We start from the raw sequence: 18,232 nt of genomic DNA on the forward strand, positions 1-18,232 counted from the left end.
AAGGAGTTTCCCGATGCAAACCTTGACCCTGCCCGCCCGCGCCGCTGTTGTCACCGCCGCCAAGGCCGACGATCGCCCCGCCCTGTCGCTGGACGACAGCCAGCGCGTGCGCTGCGAAGTCTGGACCCGCGTAATGGGGTATCACCGCCCCGTTGCTTCCTTCAACACCGGCAAACAAGGCGAATTCAATGAACGCCGCTTCTTCGTCGAGCAACGCGCCTGAGGGCGCAGCGGAGCACACCCAGCCCGGCACGCGCAGGCTGGCCGTCAGGCCGGCCTACTGCGCGCCGCCGCAACCGGTTGCCGAAGCCCTGCCCCGGCATGCGCCGGCCATCGGCGGCCTGGTGCCTTTTTCCAGCGTGGATTGGCCGGGGCAATTGGCGGCGGTGGTGTTCATTTCCGGTTGCCCGTGGCGCTGCCATTACTGCCACAACACCGAACTGCAAACCCGCACCGCTCGCTACGACTGGCGCGATGCGCGGTCGTTCCTGCAGAGCCGTGCGGGTCTGTTGGATGCGGTGGTGTTCTCGGGTGGCGAACCGCTATCGGAACCGCGCCTGCCATCATTGATCCGCGATGTGCGGCGCATGGGTTACCGCGTTGGCTTGCATACGGCCGGGATATATCCACTGCGGCTGGCCGACGTGTTGCGCCATCTGGATTGGGTGGGTCTGGACATCAAGGCCGATGCGCAAGGCTACGACGACATCACCGGCCGGCGCGATTCGCAACGCCCGGCGATGGCGTGCCTGACGCAGTTGCTGTCGGCCGGCAAAAGCTTTGAATGCCGCATCACCTGGCATCCCGATTGGCTGGACGAAACGCGGCTGCTGGCGCTGGCCGATGCGTTGGCCCGCCGTGGCGTGCGGCGCTTTGCCGTGCAGGCCGCGCGCAGTTCGCCGGGCACGCCGCCCGCGCGGGCGTTGACGACGCGGGCGCAGGCGCGCATGAGGCAGCTGTTTGAGGACTTTGCGTATCGATGACGCCACCTCGCCGCCACCTCGCCGCAACCTCATCGCAACATCATCGCCACCTCATCGCCGCGCCAACGCCGCGCCAACGCCGCCTCCAACGTCGCGTGAAAGCGCGGTGACCCGATCGCGCCCACATTGCACCGCGACCAGGGCGACACGGCCGTCGGGTCCACGCTGAACACGCGGCCCGGCGCCATGATGACTTTCTCGGGCATCAGCTCGGCGGCCAGCGTCAGCGTATCGTCCACGCCTGGAAACGCCGCCCACAAATACATCGATCGCGACGGCCGCGCGAACACCTGCGCGCCCAGCGAATCCAGCACCTGCAAGGCGTTGCCCGTGGCCGCTTCCAGCCGCTGGCGCAAGCGCGCAAGATGGCGTTCGTAATGCCCGTCGCGCAGCATCACGTCCACCATGCGCTCGCAATATTCCGAACTGCTGACGTGCACCAAGGCCTTCAGGTCGGCCAGGTCGCTGGCCAAGGCCGCGTTGCAGCCGATGAAGCCCACCCGCAACGCTGCGGAAAACGACTTTGAAAAGCTGCCGATGTAGATCGTGCGTTCCAACTGGTCCAGCGCCGACAGCCGCACGGCCGACGTCGGCTTGAAGTCCGCCAGCGCGTCGTTCTCGACGATTGTCAGGTTGTGGCGCTCGGCCAGTTGCAGCACCTTGTACGCCTTGGCCAAAGAAATATCGGAACCGGTCGGATTGTGCGCCAGCGACTGCGTAAAAAACAGGCGCGGCTTCTCGCGCTGCAACAAGGCTTCCAGGGCGGCCACATCGGGGCCGTCCGCCAGGCGCGGCACGCCCAACATGCGCACGCCCGCCAGCTTCAGCTTGCCGAACAAGGGGTAATAGCCCGGGTTGTCGACCAGCACCGTACCGCCCGGCGGCACGAAGTAGCGGATCACCAGGTCCATGGCCTCGTTCGCGCCATGCGTCAGCACCAGCTGCGACGGCGCCACGTTCACCCCGACGTCGCCCAGCTTGCGCACCAGGCTTTCGCGCAGGGGCGCATAGCCAAACCGGCTGCCATAGCGGAACAAGGCGCCCAGCCCCGTGCGCACCACCTTCTGGTGATAGCGGTCCATGCGCATGTCGGCCAGCCATTCCACGGGCGGAAAGCCGTCGCCCGCCTGCACCGCATCGGGCTGCGTCTTGAGTTGTTCGCGCATCAGCCAGACGATGTCCATGGCGCGGCTCAACTGGCCCGGTTCTTCATCCGCCGCCTTGCGCGTGTAGCCGCCGTCCAGCACGAAAAAGCCGGAGCCCCGGCGCGGTTCCACCAGCCCCTGCGCCACCAGCATTTCAAACGCCACCACCACCGTGTTCTTGGCGTAGCGATGCAACTGCGATAGCTCGCGCAGCGACGGCAGCTTGTCGCCAGGGCGGTACACGCCATCCGCGATCTGCTGGCCGATCAGCTTGGCCAAACTTTCGGCGATGGGGGCCGCGCGCGGCCGTCTTCCAGTCATGGCTGAGTCTTCCATAGGTGCATTCTTGCGCCGGGCGCTACGCAAAATTGGTGCAGTGCGATGGTACTGTTTGGCAAAACTGTACCTCTCAATAGAGGTACAGTTTACCTAGAATCAGGCCACCTAATACCGATACGGAGACCTGCCATCGTGGCCGATTCACGCCTACCCAACTTCCGCGCACTGACCCCCGCCGACCGCCTTGGCGTCATTGCCAAAGCCGCTTCGTTGACGCCCGAAGAACAGCAACTGCTGGCCCGGCCCGGCGCGCTGGCGCTGGACCGCGCCGACGGCATGATCGAAAACGTCATCGGCACGTTCGAACTGCCGATGGGTGTGGCCGGCAACTTCCAGGTCAACGGCCGCGACGTGCTGGTGCCCATGGCGGTGGAAGAACCGTCGGTGGTGGCCGCGGCGTCGTACATGGCCAAGCTGGCGCGCGAGTGCGGCGGCTTTGAAACGTCCAGCACCCGCCCCTTGATGCGCGCCCAGGTCCAGGTGCTGGGCCTGACCGACCCGCACGGCGCGCGCCTGGCGCTGCTGCGCGAACGCGAGCGCATCCTGACGCTGGCCAACAGCCGCGACAAGGTGCTGATCGAGTTGGGCGGCGGCTGCCAGGACATAGACGTGCATGTGTTCGCCGACACACCGCGTGGCCCGATGATCGTGCTGCACCTGATCGTGGACGTGCGCGACGCCATGGGGGCCAACACCGTCAACACCATGGCCGAAGCCGTTGCCCCGCTGGTCGAAGCAATCACCGGCGGCTCGGTGCGCCTGCGCATCCTGTCCAACCTGGCCGACCTGCGGCTGGCGCGCGCCCGCGTGCGCCTGACGCCCCAGGTGCTGGACACCAAGGAACGCAGCGGCGCCGAGATCATCGAAGGGGTGCTGGACGCCTACACGTTCGCCGCGGTGGACCCGTACCGGGCCGCGACGCACAACAAGGGAATCATGAACGGCATCGACCCGGTCATCGTCGCCACCGGCAACGACTGGCGCGCGGTGGAAGCCGGTGCGCACGCCTACGCCGCGCGTTCGGGCCGCTATACGTCGTTGACGCAATGGGAAAAAGACACGTCCGGCGCCTTGGTCGGCACCATCGAAATGCCCATGCCCGTGGGCCTGGTGGGCGGCGCGACCAAGACGCATCCGCTGGCGCGCCTGGCGTTGAAGATCATGGACGTGCGCTCGGCGGATGAGCTGGGCCAGGTGGCGGTGGCCGTTGGCTTGGCGCAGAATCTGGGCGCGCTGCGGGCCTTGGCCACCGAAGGCATTCAGCGCGGCCACATGGCGCTGCACGCGCGCAACATCGCGCTGGTGGCAGGCGCGGTGGGCGCCGAGATCGACACCGTGGCCAAGCGCATGGCGGCGGAAAAAGACGTGCGCACCGACCGCGCGCTGGCCCTGCTGGAGGAATTGCGCAAGCAGTAAGCGGCAGGCAGGAAGCCCTGAGCAATAAGCGATGAGCGATGAGCGATGAGCGATGAGCGATGAGCGATGAGCAATAAGCACTGAGCAGCACACAGTCATAAGAACAGAGGCGTGCGCGGCCCCGACCGCGCCGCCCGCCCCCCCCCCAACGGAGAGAGACATGGAACCACAATCGCCCGCGCCATCCTGGCGCCTGGCAGAGGTATGGAGCGACACCGTCGACCTGCGCCAATTGGCCTGGGCCATCGGCATTGGCATCGCCATCAGCGTGACCGGATTTTTTGCCGCCAGCCGCTGGCTGCGCGGCATGGTGGCGTCGCCCGAACTGGCGCACGCCTACGCCATGCTGGCCGGCCTGGCCGGCTGCGTGATCGCGGGCGTGATCTGCGCCCGCCTGTTCCCGCCCAAGCGTGAAGTCATCGAACACACCTCGACGCACGACCCTGCCTGGCGCGCCGAAGTGCTGGCCGAACTGGCGGACCAGCCGGGCGGCCTGGGCTCGCTGGCCGACCTGCCCGAACCCGTCGTGCGCGAACTGAAAGAGCTGGGCCTGTACGACCTGTTCACCGAACCGCCGCCCCCGCCCACCACGACCGCCACGGTCTCCACCGCCGCTTCTCCCACCGCCTCGCCGCAAGGCTCGTCCAAGGAGGCGCTGGCATGAGCGACCCGATCCTGCTTGAACAAATCATGGTGGCTGCCGCCATGGGCCTCTTGGGCGCAGTGGTGTTCGCGGCCATCGGCCTGGTGTCCGGCACCGACGAAACCACCACGCTTGCCCCGCTGACCTTGCTGGTGGTGCTGCTGGGCGTGCCGCCCGCCGGCGTGTTCACCTTCTTTCTGGCCGGCGCCGTGGCCAAGCACATGACGCATGCCGTGCCCACCGCGCTGCTGGGCATCCCCGGCGACACGCTGGCAACACCTTTGCTGCAAGACGCGAACATGTTGCGCAAGCTGGGCGTGCCGCACATCGCGCTGCGCAAGATGGTGTCCGGCGCCATCGTGGCCGCCTTTGTGGCCGTGCCGCTGGCCGTGTTGTTCGCCGTGTTGCTGGCGCCGTTTGGCGCGGCCATCACCAAGTCGGCGCCGTGGATCTTCCTGGCCGCCGCCGTGCTGATCGCGTATTTCTCGGCAGGCCGCTGGGCGGCGGTCGCGCTGCTGGTGCCGTTCGTGGTGGTGATCATTGCCTTGCAAAGCCTGACGGCAAAGTACGGCGTCAAGCTCAGCATCAGCTACTTCCTGGGCATCGCCATCGGCCCGCTGATTGCCGACCTGTTCACCGTGATTTCGCCGATGGGCCGCGCGAAGATGATGCGCGAGAAGGTGCGCACGTTTTCGCTGGCGCCCGACGTCAAGGGCTGGTCGGGCTATTTCCCCAACCCGCTCAAGGTCATGGACCGCACGCAGACCCGCTGGACGCTGGCCACTGCCGCCATCTCCAGCGCCACGTTCGTGTTCAGCCCCGTGGCCATGACGGTGGTGCTGGGCGAGCTGGTGGGCTCGCGTATCAAGCACGCGTACCACCGGCTGACCACCGTGCTGTCCGCGCGCAATGGCGTCACCGAAGCCACCTACATCGCCGAAGCGCTGATTCCGCTGATCGCCTTCGGCCTGCCGCTGAGCCCCGTGGCGGCTGGGCCGGCCGCGCCGCTGTTCAACGCCCCGCCCCGCTTCACGGTGGACGCGGCCACCGGCCAGACGCACAACCTGCACAACCTGCTGAATCACTGGGAATTCCTGGGCTACGGCATGCTGGCCGTGCTGCTGGCGGCCGTGGTGTCATACCCGTTTGCCATGAACTTCGCGCGCCGCGCCGCGCTGTTCGTGTCGCGCCGCGTCAGCCACGAAGCCATCATCGCCACATTCGTGGGCTTGATCATCGTGATCAGCATCTGGGAAGGCCAGTTCCTGGGCCTGCTGGTGATCCTGACGATGGGCCTGTTCGGCGGCTTGCTGTCGCGCCTGTTCGGCTTTAACACCGGCGTGCAATTCATGGGTTACTACACGGCGGTGCTGTCGGTGCCGGCCATCGTGAAGTTGATGGCGTGATCTGCGGGGTCGGGAGATCGAGGGATCGGCTAAGCGGCTGATCCCCCGAATCCCGAAATCGCTTCCCAGTCCGTCCCGCGTCCCAGCCTGCCCCGCGTCGCTGCCCGTACCCTTACGCCGGCAACGGCGCTTCAAGAATCGCCCCGGTCGCGGATTCCGTCATGACGACGGCGCCGCCATCGGGGCGTATTGCGACATTGGTCACCGTGCTGCCGGCAATCGGGCTTTTCAAGAAGTGGGTGACTTCGCCCCCCGCGTTCAGCACGAAGACGCCGCCCAGGCTGGCATGCGCCACCAGCAAGCCACCCGCTGGCGTGCTGGCCAACCCGTCAGGCCCGCTGGTGCCGAAGAAGGTGCGAAACGCCCCCATCTTCGATAACGAGCCGTCGCGCATCAACGGGCCGCGCCACGCCTGGTTGGCACGGGTTACGGCCACGAACAGCACCTGTTCATTCGCGTCCAGCGCAATCCCGTTCGGGCTGGGCGCATTGGCCAGCAGCAGGTCCAGGCGGCCGCTGGCCGGGTCATAGCGATACACGCGGCCATGCGGATCGTGCAACCCCGTCTGCCCCTGGTCGGTAAAGTACAACCGGCCGGCGCGGTCAAACACCAGATCGTTCACGCCCTTGAAGGATTCGCTGTTGCGCTCGCCCAGCACCGTGTCGACCTGACCCGTGGCCGGATCGCATCGCAAAATGCCAAGCCGGTAATCGGCCACCCACAGGCTGCCGTCGCGATGGCGCGCCAGGCCGTTGGGCCAGCCGCCCGTTTCGGCCACCACGCACCAGTCGTTGTCGCCATCCACGCGCAGGATGCGGCCATGTGGAATATCCGTTACGTACAACGCGCCGTCGGCGCCGAACACCGGCCCCTCAAGAAAGCAATCCACGATATGCCCCGCCTTGTTGGCGTCGGCCCACGCGCTGCGCCGAGGCAGCCGTAACGCGGCGGGCATGGCGGCGATAACGCGCGCTTCGATCACCACCGGCGGCGCGAAGTTCAGATTCCACATGCTGTCTTCCCCCTTGTCCGCATTATTCGGGCTTGATGCCCACGCGTTTGCCCACGTCGGCCCACAAGCGCACCTGGTCCTGCACATAGGCGCCAAATTGCGCCACGGGCAGGGACCGATGCCGGGCGCCCTGCCGCGCCATGTTTTCCTGCATGGCCGGCTCGCTCATCACCTGAGTCACCAGCAGGTTCATCTTGTTGACGATGGCCGGCGGCGTGCCTTTAGGCGCGGCCAGGCCAAACCAGTTCAGCACTTGATACGACGGCAGCCCCGCCTGCGCGAAGGTCGGCACGTCCGGCAACGCCGCCAGCCGCGTGGCGCCCGTGACGGCCAACGCGCGCACCCGGCCGCCCTGCACCGGCGGGATGGCCGTGGGCGCGGCCGTGATCAACAGGTCGATCTGCCCGGCCATCAGGTCGGACAACGCCGCGCCCGCGCCGCGATACGGAATGTGGGTCAGCGACACCTGCGCTTCGCTCTTGAACATCTCGGCGGCCAGGTGGGTAGAGCTGGCCTGCCCGCCCGACCCGTAGTTCAGCGTGCCGGGCGCCTTGCGGGCCTGCGCGATCAACGCGTCCATCGTTTTGTACGGGGACTTCTCGGGAACCAGCAGCACCAAGGGCGTTTCGATGATTTCACTAACGTGGACCAGGTCGTTCTGATAATCCCAAGGCAGCTTGGAAAACAGCAGCGGCAGCATCGTGTACGTGGTGTCGGTGACCAGGAACGTGCTGCCGTCGGGCGCGGACCGCGCCACTTCCTGCGTAGCGATAGTTCCCGACGCCCCAGTCTTGTTGTCCACGATGAAGGTCTTGCCGGTGGCCTCGGACAGCTTCTGCGCCACCTGCCGCGCGGCGTAGTCCGTCGTGCCGCCCGGGGAATAAGGAACGACCAGGCGCACGGGCTTGTCGGGCCAGTTGGCGGCGTCGTCGGCCGCGTGGGCCGGCACCCAGGCCAGCGCCGCCGCAACGGCGAGCAGCGCGCGGCGCACGGCGGCGCTGCGCGTGAAAAGCGTAGTCATAATGTTGTCTCCTGTTGGCTTCTGTGGCCCCGCGTCCGCATCACGCCGCGGTCTGGATGTTGGCTTCGCGGATCAAGCGCGCCCACTTCTGTTGTTCGTCCAGAATGTATTGCTGCGCGGACTGGGGTGACCCGCCCATCGGCTTGCTGCCTTCCGCCGTGAACATGGCGATGGTGGCAGGGTCGGCCAGCACCTTTTCCACGACGCCATTGACCTGGGCAATGATCTCGGGCGGCGTGCCGGCCGGGGCCACCAGCGCCTTCCAGTCCACGGCCTCGAAACCGTCGAAGCCGGATTCCGCCACGGTCGGCACGTCGGGCAGGATGGACAGGCGTTCGCGCGACGTAACCGCCAAGGGGCGCAGCACCTTGCCTTTCAGCATTTCCTGCGCGGCTTGCGGCGTGGCGAACATGTAGTCGGTGTTCTCGCCCAGCAAGTCGTTCAGGGCCGGCGCCGCGCCTCGGTACGGCACGTTCAGCACCTGGAATTTGGCCTGATACGCCAACAGCTCGCCCGCCAGGTGGCCCACGGTGCCCGAACCGGCCAGCGCCTGCTTGATGTTGCCGGGCTGCGCGCGCGCTTCCTTGACCAGATCGGCCAGCGTGTTCCAGCGCGCGTTGGCCTTCACGACCAGCACCACCGGCAAGGACGCCACCATGGCGACCGCCGCGAAATCCTTGGCGGCATCGAAGGGCATCTTGGCCATCAGCGCCGGGTTGATCGCCAGGTTGGCGGTTTGGCCCAGGCCCAGCATGAAGCCGTCCGGGCGCGTCTTGGCCACGTAGTCCATGCCGATATTGCCGCCCGCGCCCGGCCGGTTTTCCACCACCACGGACCAGCCGGCGGCCCCCGTGATCTTGGCCGCGATGGCGCGCGCCACGGAATCGGTGCCGCCACCCGGCGTGTACGGAACAATCAGCCGGATGGGCCGGCCGTCGGGATAGGCGGACGCGGCATGCAGCCGCAGCGGCAACGCGGCCGCGCAAAGCGTTGCGCCCAAAAACGAGCGTCGGGTCAGCGTGATCATGATGGTTGGTCTCCTTCTGTTATGCGCCTTGCCTTCAAGGCCGCGATCTCGTCGTCGCGATAGCCCACCGCCCGCAACAGCGCGTCGGTGTGTTCGCCCACAGCCGGCGGCTGCAAGCGGATGGGGGGTTGCCGCCCGTCCAGCGTCAAAGGGGCCAGCGGCACGAAGCTCTCGCGCCCGTCGGGCAGCGTGATGGGCGCCAGCCCGCCGGTGGCGTTCAGGTGCGGGTCGTCAAACAGCTGCTCGGGCCGCGTAATGGGCGCAAAGGGCAAGCCTTCTGCTTCAAAGCGCGCGGCCAGCGCCGCCGCGCTATGGCCGGCCAGATGCGAACGCAGCAGGGGCATGAGCCATTCGCGGGCGCGTACCCGGTCGTTATTGCTGACCAGGCGCGGGTCCGACAGCCATTCCTCCAGGCCAAAGGCGCGGCAGAAAATGTCCCACTGCTTGTCGCTGACCACGGCCAGGAAAATCTGCTCGCCGTCCTTTACGGTGAACACGTCGTAGACCGCCCACGCGGAAATGCGGGTGGGCATCGGCGCGGGCGCGCGGCCCGTCATGGCGTACTGCATCATGTGCTGGCCAACCAGGAACACGTTGTTCTCGAACAGCGAGGCCTGCACTTCGGTGCCCACGCCCGTGTGCTCGCGCTGGGCCAGCGCCGCCATGGCGCCCATCGCGCCGAACATGCCGCCCATGATGTCGTTCACGCTGGAACCCGCGCGCAGCGGGTCGCCGGCGCGGCCGGTCATGTAGGCCAGCCCGCCCATCATCTGCACCACTTCGTCCAACGCCGTGCGGTTGTCGTAAGGGCCGGGCAAAAAGCCCTTGTGGCTGACGTAGATCAGCCGGGGGTTGCGCGCTTTCAGCGTGGCGTAGTCCAGGCCCAGCTTTTGCATCACGCCCGCCTTGAAGTTCTCGCCGACGATGTCGGCGGTGTCGATCAGGCGTAACGCGGCTTCTACGCCTTCGGGCTGTTTCAGATCCAGCGCGATGCTTTTCTTGTTGCGGTTGAACATGGGAAAGAAGCCCGCGCCCGATCCCAGCAGGCGGCGCGTAGTGTCGCCGCCTATCGGTTCGACCTTGATGACTTCCGCGCCCAGGTCCGCCAGCAGCATGCCGCAGGTCGGCCCCATCACCATGTGGGTGAATTCGACGACGCGGATGCCTTCGTACGGAAGGCGGGACGTTGCACGGCTAGTCATGGGTGATGCACCTTGATTGCGAAAAGGGATGAACGGATGGCCTCAGCGAGCCTGAATAAAGCCCAGGGGCAAGCCCGCGTCGGGCGTCATGCCGTAGAGCGGTTCGCCGGGCAGGCCGGCGGCCAGCGGCTGGCGCGCCGCGATGATTTTTTCCAGGTCGATGCCGGTGCGCACGCCCATGGCCTCGAACATGAAGACGAGGTCTTCCGTGACGACATTGCCCGACGCGCCGGGCGCGTAGGGGCAGCCGCCCAAGCCACCCAGCGAACTGTCGAACGTGCGCACGCCTTCGTCCCACGCCGCCAGGCAATTGGCCAGGCCCAGGCCCCGCGTGTTGTGCATGTGCGCGGCGCCGGCCTTGGCGCCAAGTTCCGCGCGCAAGCGGCGGAACAAGCGGCGCACCTGCGCCGGGTTGGCGTGGCCGACGGTGTCCGACAAGCCCGATTCATCGGCGCCCGCCGCCACGCACATCGCGGCCAGGCGGATGACCTCGTCTTCCGGCACCAGGCCTTGCAGGGTGCAACCGAACGCGGTAGAGATGCCGGCCTCAAGCTTGACCGCGGGCGCGAGTTCGTCGCGCAGCGCGGCAATGGCGCGCACTTGCTCGACCATTTCTTCGGGGGTCTTGCGCACGTTGGCCAGAGAATGCGCGCGGCTGGCCGATACCGGCATGGTCAGCTTGTGCACGCCGGCCCGCAACGCGGCCTCGGCGCCGCGCAGGTTAGGCACCAAGGCCATCACCGTCAGGCCGGGGATACGCGCGGCGTACGCCACGACTTCGGCGGCGTCCGCCATTTGCGGCAGCAAGCGCGCGGGCACGAACGAAGCCACTTCGATTTCACGCACGCCGGCGGCAACCAGCGCGTCGATCCAGCGGAATTTGTCCTCCGTCGCCATGGTGGTCGACACGGACTGCAAGCCGTCTCGCGGGCCTACCTCGCTGATCAGCACGTGCCCGTCGTGGGGGCTGGAATCCGACATGACGATGTCTCCTTGTGGTTTTATATGTTCTATCTTATAGAATGCTGTTCTTTCCTGTGGAATTAAAGACGATGCGAAAAACCCTGTCAAGCGGGTTGCCGGGTAGAAATCACGACGGGCCGGGGACGCGGCACGTTGCCGCACCGCGCTGTGCCTACAATGGCGGCGCCTGTCGTTCTAAAGGATGGAATATGCCGATCGCCCTTCCCTCTGCCGTGCCGCATAGCCCGGCCAACACCTCGCAGGTTCGCCATGCCGCGTAAAGCCGCAACCGAATCCGTTGCCGATGCCGACGCCGCTGCCGGTGGCGTGGCGGCGGTAGATCGCGCGCTGAGCCTGATGGCCGTGTTCACGCCCAGCGATCGCACGCTGTCCTTGGGCGAGCTGGCCGAACGCACCCGCCTGTACAAAAGCACGGTCTTGCGCCTGCTGGCCTCGCTGGAACACGCGCAATGGATACAGCGCCTGGACGATGGCCGCTATGCGCTGGGACCCGAAGTGGCGCGTTTGCATGGGATCTATTCGGCGTCGTTTTCCCTTGAACATGTGGTGGTGCCGGTGTTGCGCGACCTGGTGGCCGCAACCGGCGAAAGCGCGGCGTATCACGTACGCCAAGGCGATGCGCGCCTGTGCCTGTATCGCGTGGACTCGCCTCACCCGGTGCGCGACCACATCCGCGCGGGCGATTTGCTGCCGCTGGAACGGGGCAGCGGCGGGCGCGTGTTGACGGCGTTCGACGACATCCTGGGCAACGCGCCAGGCCCCGAACAAACGCTGTACGTGCGCATCCGCAAGGACGGTTATTTCGCCGCAACGGGCGACCGCCTGAACGAAGTGGCGGGCATCTCGGCGCCCGTGTTCCTGCTGTCGGGCGGCATCGCGGCGGCCGTCACGCTGACCGCGCCCGCGCACCGCTACAACCCCGATCACCTTAGCCATGTGCTGAACGCCGCGCGCCGCCTGACGGGCCGCGTGGGCTGAAGGCCAAAGCGCCCGCCACGCGCCATTGCCCGCCGCTTGATCCTGCGCAAGGCGACCCGTCATGCCTTGCTCTAGCCTCTGTCCACTTGACCAGAGGAAAGGCTTTACACATGACGTGGTTCAAATCACTCAAACTCGCCGGCCGCGAACTGCTGCCCATCGTGCAGGGCGGCATGGGCGTCGGCGTGTCCGCGCATCGGCTGGCGGGAGCCGTCGCCGCCCAGAATGCGGTGGGCACGATCGCCAGCATCGATTTGCGCCACCACCATCCCGATCTGCTTGAGCAGACAGACAAGTGCAATGACCGCGACTTGATCGACCGCGTCAACCTGCTGGCGCTGGACCGGGAAGTGCGCGCCGCGCTGGACACGGCCCAGGGCCGGGGCGTGGTGGCGGTGAACGTCATGAAGGCCGTGCGCGGCCACCCGGCGCTAGTGCGGCAGGCTTGCGAAAGCGGCGCGCAGGCCATCGTGATGGGCGCGGGCTTGCCCATGGACCTGCCGGAAATGACGGCCGACTTCCCAAACGTGGCCTTGGTTCCGATTCTGTCGGAGTCACGTGGCGTGGCCGTCGTGCTGAAAAAATGGATGAAGAAAGGCCGCATGGCCGACGCCGTGGTGATCGAGCATCCCGGCTACGCGGGCGGCCATCTGGGCGCGGCGCGGCTGGACGATATCCACGACGAACGCTTTGATTTCCAGCGCGTGCTGGCCGAATGCCACACGCTTTTCGACGAACTGCAACTGGGCCAAGACGCGCCCAAGCTGATCGTGGCCGGCGGCGTGGGCAGCCACGACCAGGTGCGGCATTGGCTGGCGCACGGGGCCGACGGCGTGCAGGTGGGCACCGCGTTTGCCGTCACGCACGAGGGCGATGCGCACGAGAATTTCAAACGCGTACTGATTGATGCCGACCCCACCCAGCTGGCCGAATTCACCAGCGTGGCCGGCCTGCCCGCGCGCGCCGTGGCCACGCCGTGGTTGACACGCTATCTGCGGCAAGAAAAAACGCTGCAAGCCGGCACGCGCTGCGATCCACGCCGTTGCAGCCAGCGCATGGACTGCCTGACGCAATGCGGCCTGCGCGATGGCCTGTCCCGCTTTGGGCAATTCTGCATCGACCTGAAGCTGGCCGCCGCGCTACGCGGCGAAGTCAGCCGTGGGTTGTTCTTCAGGGGTGCGTCCAAGCTGCCCTTCGGCAGCGCGATGCGTTCGGTGCGCGAGCTGATGGACTATCTGCTGCACGGGCAGATGCCGGCAGCGGCGTAGGCCGCTGATTCAATGGCGCGCGTCTAGGGGCATCGGGGCCCGCCCCTATCGCGCCGCCGACAGATCAAACTGAAACACCGCGCCCGGCTCCGGGCGTTCCACCAGCCGGATCTCGCTTTGGTGCAGTTGCAGGATGCGCTGCACGATTACCAGCCCCAAGCCGCCGCCATCGCGCGGCCCGCGGTTCAGCGCCGAGGCGCGCGTAAACAAGCCCGTGCGCAGTTCTTCCGGTATGCCCTGGCCCGTATCGCTGACCTGCACCTGCACCCGGTTCTGCGCCACGCCCAGCTGCAAATCGATGCGGCTGCCCGGCGGGCTGTGCCGGATGGCGTTGTCCAGCAGGTTGGTCAGCACGCGTTCGATCAGCCCCAGGTCTGCCCGCACCAGCGGCAGTGCCTGCGGAATGTCGGTGCTTAGCTGTTGCTGGCGCGCCTCGGCGGCAAGCTCGAACTTTTGCATGACGTCCTGCACCAGTTCCGGCAAGGAAAACGTTTCTGGCTCCAGCCGCACCAGCCCGGACTCCAGCCGCGCCAGTTCGAAGAGCTCTTGCGCCAGACGCCCCACCTTGCGGCTTTGCCCCAGCGCGATGTCCAGATAGCGGCGCCGTTCGCCGGGGTTCAGGGTGTCTTCTTTCAGGCGCAGCGTTTCCAGATAGCCATGCAACGACGTCAGCGGCGTGCGCAGGTCATGCGAGATATTGGCCACCAGATCGCGCCGCTGCTGGTCCTGCCGCGTCAGTTCGCGCCATTGGTCGGAAATGCGTCGACCCATCTGCACAAAGCTGCGGCGCAACACCGAGATCTCGTCCTGGCTGGTGTCGGTGTCATCGCCCGGGCGGCCCAGGGCGGCCAGCGCCTTGCCGTCATCGCCCTCGAATGCGCGTACCGCTCGCGTCAACTCGCGCAGTGGCCGCGTGATCAGCGCAAACGCCGTCAAGCCCGCCACCAGCCCCAACAAGGCCACCAGCGCAATCGACCACAACGTGGTGCGCAACACGGAACTACGCGACACCGCCATCGCCAGCGCGTCGTGCGCCTGCCCTTGCAGCACCACGTAGACATAACCTTTTTCCTGCCCGCCCACGCGCACCGGCGCAGCGCTGAACACCTTTTGGCCGTCCTGGCTGCGCGGGTCGTCGCCCACGATCGGCAGCATGCCGCCCGCCAGCAGATGCTTGACCGGGGCCAGGTCCACCTGCGCGCGCTTGATCTGGCCGGCCGGCGCGGCATCGCCCACGATGCGCCCGTCGTTGGACAGCAGATAGACCTCCACGGCCGGGTTCACCGCCATCAGCATGTCGAACAGCGAACGCACGGCGTCGGGCTTCCAGCCGTTGGCATCCATCAATTCCGTGGTGCCCGCGATGTGTTGTGCCAGCCCGCTGGACAGGCGCTGCACCACCTCTTGTTCATAGCGGGAGTTGGCGGCGATCTGCAACCACGCCGATGCGCCGCAGCACGCCAGCAGCAGCATCGCGAACACGGCGGACAGGCGTTGGGTCAAGGTAAATCGTTTCATGTCGGGCCTCCGGCAGCGCCCGGTTCGGCGGCGAATTTATAGCCCCGGCCCCACACCGTCAGGATGCGGCGGGGGTCGGACGGGTCGGCTTCGATTTTCGTGCGCAGCCGGTTGATATGCGTGTTGACCGTGTGTTCGTAGCCTTCGTGCTGATAGCCCCACACGTGATTCAGCAAGTCCATCCTGGAAAACACCTTGTCGGGATGGCGCGCAAAGAAATGCAGCAGGTCGAATTCGCGCGGCGTCAGGTCCAGCCGGCGGTCGTCCACGTCCACCGTGCGCGCAATCGGGTCAATGGACACCCCGTGCACCGCCAGGCTGCCGGCGTCGATGCGCGCATTGCGTTCGATGGCGCTGCTTCGGCGCAGCAAGGCCCGCACGCGCGCCACCAGTTCCAGCATTGAAAACGGCTTGGCCAGATAGTCGTCGGCGCCCAGTTCCAGGCCCAGGATGCGATGCACCTCGGACGACCGGGCGCTGGTGATGATGATGGGGGTGTAGCGCGCCATGGCCCGCGCGCGCTTGCAGATTTCCAGACCGTCGATGCCGGGCAGCATCAGGTCCAGCACCAGCGCGTCCCAGTTGCCCTCTTCCAGGCGACGCATGCCGTCGTTGCCGTCGGCGGCGTGTTCCACCTCGTAGCCTTCGTCGCGCAGGTGCAGGCGCAGCAATTCGGCAATGTGGGCGTCGTCTTCAACAATCAACACGCGGCGGGGGGTGTCCATGGGCGGCTCGGGGGTAGGAATACCGCCATTGTCGCCAATCCACGGGCGGCCAGTTATCACAATTTTTTTAAGTTTGCGTGAGGACTTCGATATCGGCCTGGGACAAGAATGGCTCCAACGACAGCACCCCGCCCCCGGAGACCCGCCATGATGGCAAGCCCCGCCCCCCACATTTCCCCCGCCGCCCGGCCTCGCGGCGTCATCCACCCCGGCTGGCTGCGCATCATGCACTGGCTCAATGCCCTGGCGGTGGTGTTGATGGTCATGAGCGGATGGCGCATTTATAACGCCGCCCCGTTCTTTGACTTTGCCTTTCCCAACAACATCACCCTGGGCGGCTGGCTGGGCGGCGCGCTGCAATGGCACTTTGCCGGCATGTGGCTGCTGTTTTTCAACGGCCTGCTGTACCTGACGCTGAACCTGGCCACCGGCCGGTTGCGGCGCAAATTCTTCCCCGTCAGCCCGCGCGGCGTCGCCACGGACCTGAACGCGGCCTTGCACGGCAAGCTGTCCCACGGCGACCTGCGCCACTACAACCAGGTGCAAAAGCTGGCCTACCTGTTCGTCATGGTCGATATCGCCGTGCTGGTCTTGTCCGGCCTGGTGCTGTGGAAGTCCGTGCAGTTCAGCATGCTGCGCGACTTGATGGGCGGCTATGAATTCGCGCGCCGCATCCACTTTGTCGCCATGGCCCTGCTGGTGGCGTTCGTGGCGGTGCATCTGGTGATGGTGGCGCTGGTGCCCCGTAGCCTGATCGCCATGATCCGCGGCAAATAAGGAGCCCGACATGAGCCAAAAGAAACGCTTGTCGCTGCTGGGCCTGGACGGCGCGGCCATTCTGAAAGAAGCCAGGAACCTGCTTGCCCGGCGCGTCGAGCAGCCGTCGCGCCGCGCCTTCCTGCGCAACAGCCTGACGCTGGGTGGCGTGGCGATGCTGTCCGGGTGTTCGCTGTCGGACGACGAAAACGTGGAAAAGGCGCTGACATCGGTGTCGCGCTTCAACGACCGCGTACAGGGCTGGCTGTTCGACCCGAACAAGCTGGCGCCCACCTATCCGGAATCCATGATTACCCGGCCGTTTCCCTTCAACGCGTACTACGGCATCGACGAAGTGCGCCACGTGCAAGAGGAATCGTACCGCCTGGAAGTGACCGGCATGGTGGCCGACAAGCGCCAATGGCGCCTGGAAGAACTGCGCGCCATGGCGCAGGTGGACCAGGTAACGCGCCACATTTGCGTGGAAGGCTGGAGCGCCATCGGCAAATGGGGCGGCGTGCCCTTCTCAACCTTTCTGAAACGTGTCGGCGCGGACCTGACGGCCAAGTACGTCGGCTTCAAATGCGCGGACGACTACTACACCAGCATCGACATGCCCACGGCGCTGCACCCGCAGACCATCCTGGCGCTGACCTATGACGGCAAGACGTTGCCCCCCGAGTACGGCTTCCCCATGAAGCTGCGCATGCCTACCAAGCTTGGCTACAAGAACCCCAAGCATATACAGGCCATTTTCGTCACCAACACCTACCCAGGCGGTTACTGGGAGGACCAGGGCTACAACTGGTTCGGCGGAAGCTAGGTGAAATTCCTGTCTTACCCCCTCCATCAAAGGAACGCATCATGAAGAAAATCACCACCGCCGCTTTCTCCCTGTGCCTGGCATTTGGCGCCGTCGCCGCGCACGCCGCCGACACCATGGGCAAGGACAGCATGAGCAAAGACGGCATGAGCAAAAGCTCGATGTCCAAGGACGGCATGGCCAAGGATGGGATGTCGAAGGATGGCATGGCGAAGGACGGCATGGCCAAGGATGGCATGGCGAAAGACGGCATGGCCAAGGACGGCATGGCGAAAGACGGGATGTCCAAGGATGGGATGTCGAAAGACGGCATGGCGAAAGACGGCATGTCGCACGACGGCATGAAGAAGGATTCGATGTCCAAGGACGGAATGAGCAAGTAAGCGCAGCAAGCCGCACGCGCGCGGGCCGCCCGATTGGCCCGCGCCCGGCATGCCGCATTGTTGACGGAGCCACGCCATGACTTTGAACCGCAGACACTTCCTGACGCTGGGCGGCGCCGCCGCGCTTGCCGCGGGTCTGGCCCCCTGGCTGACCCCGCGTAACGCCTCGGCCGGCACCGCCGCCGCTGCCTCCTTTCCCTACGCGTTGACCGACGAGCAATGGCGCGCCCGGTTGACGCCCGCGCAATACCAGGTGTTGCGCCGCGAGGGCACCGAACGCCCCTACACCAGCCCGTTGAACGACGAACACCGCACCGGCACGTTTTCGTGCGCCGGCTGCGAGCAGCACCTGTTCTCGTCCAGCACCAAATTCGACAGCCGCACCGGCTGGCCCAGCTTCTGGCAGCCACTGCCCAACGCCGTGGGCGAAACGCGCGACACCGGCTTCGGCATGGTCCGCACCGCCGTGCACTGCGCCAACTGCGGTGGGCACCTGGGCCACGTCTTTGATGACGGCCCCCGCCCCACCGGCCTGCGGTACTGCATGAACGGGGTCGCCATGACCTTTGCCGCACAGGGCTGAGGCGCCAAGCCGCTACCCCT

The 18,232-nt window shown here is 66.3% G+C and carries 18 protein-coding genes and 2 pseudogenes; 11 read left to right on the plus strand and 9 right to left on the minus strand.

The annotated features are described in order from the left end of the window. Nucleotides 1–13: 13 nt before the first annotated feature. Together nrdD and DVB37_RS14775 are read left to right on the plus strand one after the other, a co-directional pair. Entirely contained in the window at nt 14–223 is a 210-nt protein-coding gene (gene nrdD, locus DVB37_RS14770; RefSeq protein WP_104145227.1) for an anaerobic ribonucleoside-triphosphate reductase, read from the plus strand. Further along, nucleotides 189–983, plus strand: a complete 795-nt coding sequence (locus tag DVB37_RS14775) for an anaerobic ribonucleoside-triphosphate reductase activating protein (protein ID WP_120155930.1) — start codon at nt 189–191, stop codon at nt 981–983. Before nrdD ends, DVB37_RS14775 begins: the two co-directional genes overlap by 35 nt. Nucleotides 984–1,012: 29 nt before the next feature. Here the strand turns inward: DVB37_RS14775 and DVB37_RS14780 are convergent, their stop codons facing one another. Further along, complete coding sequence (locus tag DVB37_RS14780) at nt 1,013–2,449, minus strand: PLP-dependent aminotransferase family protein (RefSeq protein WP_120155932.1); 1,437 nt, start codon at nt 2,447–2,449, stop codon at nt 1,013–1,015. Between the two features lie 147 nt (nt 2,450–2,596). Here DVB37_RS14780 and DVB37_RS14785 point away from each other — a divergent pair, with 147 nt between their 5' ends. The 3 genes from DVB37_RS14785 (at nt 2,597) to DVB37_RS14795 (ending at nt 5,932) form a co-directional block, all read left to right on the plus strand. Beyond that, the gene (locus DVB37_RS14785; RefSeq protein WP_104145325.1) at nt 2,597–3,883 is read left to right on the plus strand and encodes a hydroxymethylglutaryl-CoA reductase, degradative; all 1,287 of its coding nucleotides are present in this window, start codon (nt 2,597–2,599) and stop codon (nt 3,881–3,883) included. A gap of 160 nt (nt 3,884–4,043) precedes the next feature. Next, nucleotides 4,044–4,547, plus strand: a complete 504-nt coding sequence (locus DVB37_RS14790) for a hypothetical protein (protein ID WP_104145230.1) — start codon at nt 4,044–4,046, stop codon at nt 4,545–4,547. Next, nucleotides 4,544–5,932 carry a tripartite tricarboxylate transporter permease gene (locus DVB37_RS14795; protein WP_046807353.1) on the plus strand — a complete coding sequence of 463 codons (1,389 nt, stop codon included), beginning with the start codon at nt 4,544–4,546 and terminating at the stop codon, nt 5,930–5,932. Before DVB37_RS14790 ends, DVB37_RS14795 begins: the two co-directional genes overlap by 4 nt. A 112-nt stretch (nt 5,933–6,044) precedes the next feature. Here the strand turns inward: DVB37_RS14795 and DVB37_RS14800 are convergent, their stop codons facing one another. Genes DVB37_RS14800 through DVB37_RS28685 form a run of 5 tightly spaced genes read right to left on the minus strand, consistent with a single transcriptional unit; the run spans nt 6,045 to nt 11,175 of the window. Continuing rightward, nucleotides 6,045–6,944 (minus strand): SMP-30/gluconolactonase/LRE family protein, encoded by a 900-nt coding sequence (locus DVB37_RS14800; protein WP_120155934.1) that lies wholly within the window; start codon nt 6,942–6,944, stop codon nt 6,045–6,047. Between the two features lie 22 nt (nt 6,945–6,966). Then, complete coding sequence (locus DVB37_RS14805; protein ID WP_120155936.1) at nt 6,967–7,965, minus strand: tripartite tricarboxylate transporter substrate binding protein; 999 nt, start codon at nt 7,963–7,965, stop codon at nt 6,967–6,969. A 40-nt stretch (nt 7,966–8,005) separates the two neighbouring features. Next, nucleotides 8,006–8,992: a tripartite tricarboxylate transporter substrate binding protein gene (locus tag DVB37_RS14810; RefSeq protein WP_046807351.1), complete on the minus strand. Its 987-nt coding sequence runs from the start codon at nt 8,990–8,992 to the stop codon at nt 8,006–8,008. Next, the gene (locus DVB37_RS28680) at nt 8,989–10,194 is read right to left on the minus strand and encodes a CaiB/BaiF CoA-transferase family protein (RefSeq protein WP_240433878.1); all 1,206 of its coding nucleotides are present in this window, start codon (nt 10,192–10,194) and stop codon (nt 8,989–8,991) included. Before DVB37_RS28680 ends, DVB37_RS14810 begins: the two co-directional genes overlap by 4 nt. Before the next feature lie 42 nt (nt 10,195–10,236). After that, entirely contained in the window at nt 10,237–11,175 is a 939-nt protein-coding gene (locus DVB37_RS28685) for a hydroxymethylglutaryl-CoA lyase (RefSeq protein WP_240433879.1), read from the minus strand. A 252-nt stretch (nt 11,176–11,427) separates the two neighbouring features. Here DVB37_RS28685 and DVB37_RS14820 point away from each other — a divergent pair, with 252 nt between their 5' ends. Then, the gene (locus DVB37_RS14820; protein ID WP_120155939.1) at nt 11,428–12,156 is read left to right on the plus strand and encodes an IclR family transcriptional regulator; all 729 of its coding nucleotides are present in this window, start codon (nt 11,428–11,430) and stop codon (nt 12,154–12,156) included. Nucleotides 12,157–12,266: 110 nt separating this feature from the next. After that, on the plus strand, nt 12,267–13,424 hold the full coding sequence (locus DVB37_RS14825) for a nitronate monooxygenase family protein (RefSeq protein ID WP_104145233.1): 1,158 nt from the start codon (nt 12,267–12,269) through the stop codon (nt 13,422–13,424). Nucleotides 13,425–13,469: 45 nt separating this feature from the next. Here the strand turns inward: DVB37_RS14825 and DVB37_RS14830 are convergent, their stop codons facing one another. Both DVB37_RS14830 and DVB37_RS14835 read right to left on the minus strand, forming a co-directional pair. Further along, nucleotides 13,470–14,942 carry a HAMP domain-containing sensor histidine kinase gene (locus DVB37_RS14830; protein WP_104145234.1) on the minus strand — a complete coding sequence of 491 codons (1,473 nt, stop codon included), beginning with the start codon at nt 14,940–14,942 and terminating at the stop codon, nt 13,470–13,472. Beyond that, nucleotides 14,939–15,667, minus strand: a complete 729-nt coding sequence (locus tag DVB37_RS14835) for a response regulator transcription factor (protein ID WP_046807345.1) — start codon at nt 15,665–15,667, stop codon at nt 14,939–14,941. Before DVB37_RS14835 ends, DVB37_RS14830 begins: the two co-directional genes overlap by 4 nt. A gap of 147 nt (nt 15,668–15,814) precedes the next feature. On the opposite strand from DVB37_RS14835, the gene DVB37_RS14840 reads away from it, so the two are divergent. The 3 genes and pseudogenes from DVB37_RS14840 to DVB37_RS14850 all read left to right on the plus strand — a co-directional run. Beyond that, nucleotides 15,815–16,444 carry a cytochrome b/b6 domain-containing protein gene (locus tag DVB37_RS14840; protein WP_120155941.1) on the plus strand — a complete coding sequence of 210 codons (630 nt, stop codon included), beginning with the start codon at nt 15,815–15,817 and terminating at the stop codon, nt 16,442–16,444. A gap of 10 nt (nt 16,445–16,454) precedes the next feature. Next, nucleotides 16,455–17,246, plus strand: a complete 792-nt coding sequence (locus tag DVB37_RS14845; RefSeq protein WP_046806329.1) for a molybdopterin-binding protein — start codon at nt 16,455–16,457, stop codon at nt 17,244–17,246. Nucleotides 17,247–17,287: 41 nt separating this feature from the next. Beyond that, a pseudogene (locus DVB37_RS14850) lies at nt 17,288–17,566 on the plus strand (pentapeptide MXKDX repeat protein); the annotation flags it as partial. On the opposite strand, the pseudogene DVB37_RS28945 reads toward DVB37_RS14850, so the two are convergent. After that, a pseudogene (locus DVB37_RS28945) lies at nt 17,459–17,707 on the minus strand (hypothetical protein); the annotation flags it as partial. The pseudogenes DVB37_RS14850 and DVB37_RS28945 sit on opposite strands and share 108 nt — an antisense overlap. On the opposite strand from DVB37_RS28945, the gene msrB reads away from it, so the two are divergent. Further along, nucleotides 17,706–18,212 carry a peptide-methionine (R)-S-oxide reductase MsrB gene (gene msrB / locus DVB37_RS14855; RefSeq protein WP_046806331.1) on the plus strand — a complete coding sequence of 169 codons (507 nt, stop codon included), beginning with the start codon at nt 17,706–17,708 and terminating at the stop codon, nt 18,210–18,212. The pseudogene DVB37_RS28945 and the gene msrB sit on opposite strands and share 2 nt — an antisense overlap. The last annotated feature ends 20 nt before the right edge of the window (nt 18,213–18,232 follow it).

The organism is Achromobacter sp. B7, assembly GCF_003600685.1.
GTDB lineage: Bacteria > Pseudomonadota > Gammaproteobacteria > Burkholderiales > Burkholderiaceae_B > Achromobacter > Achromobacter spanius_B.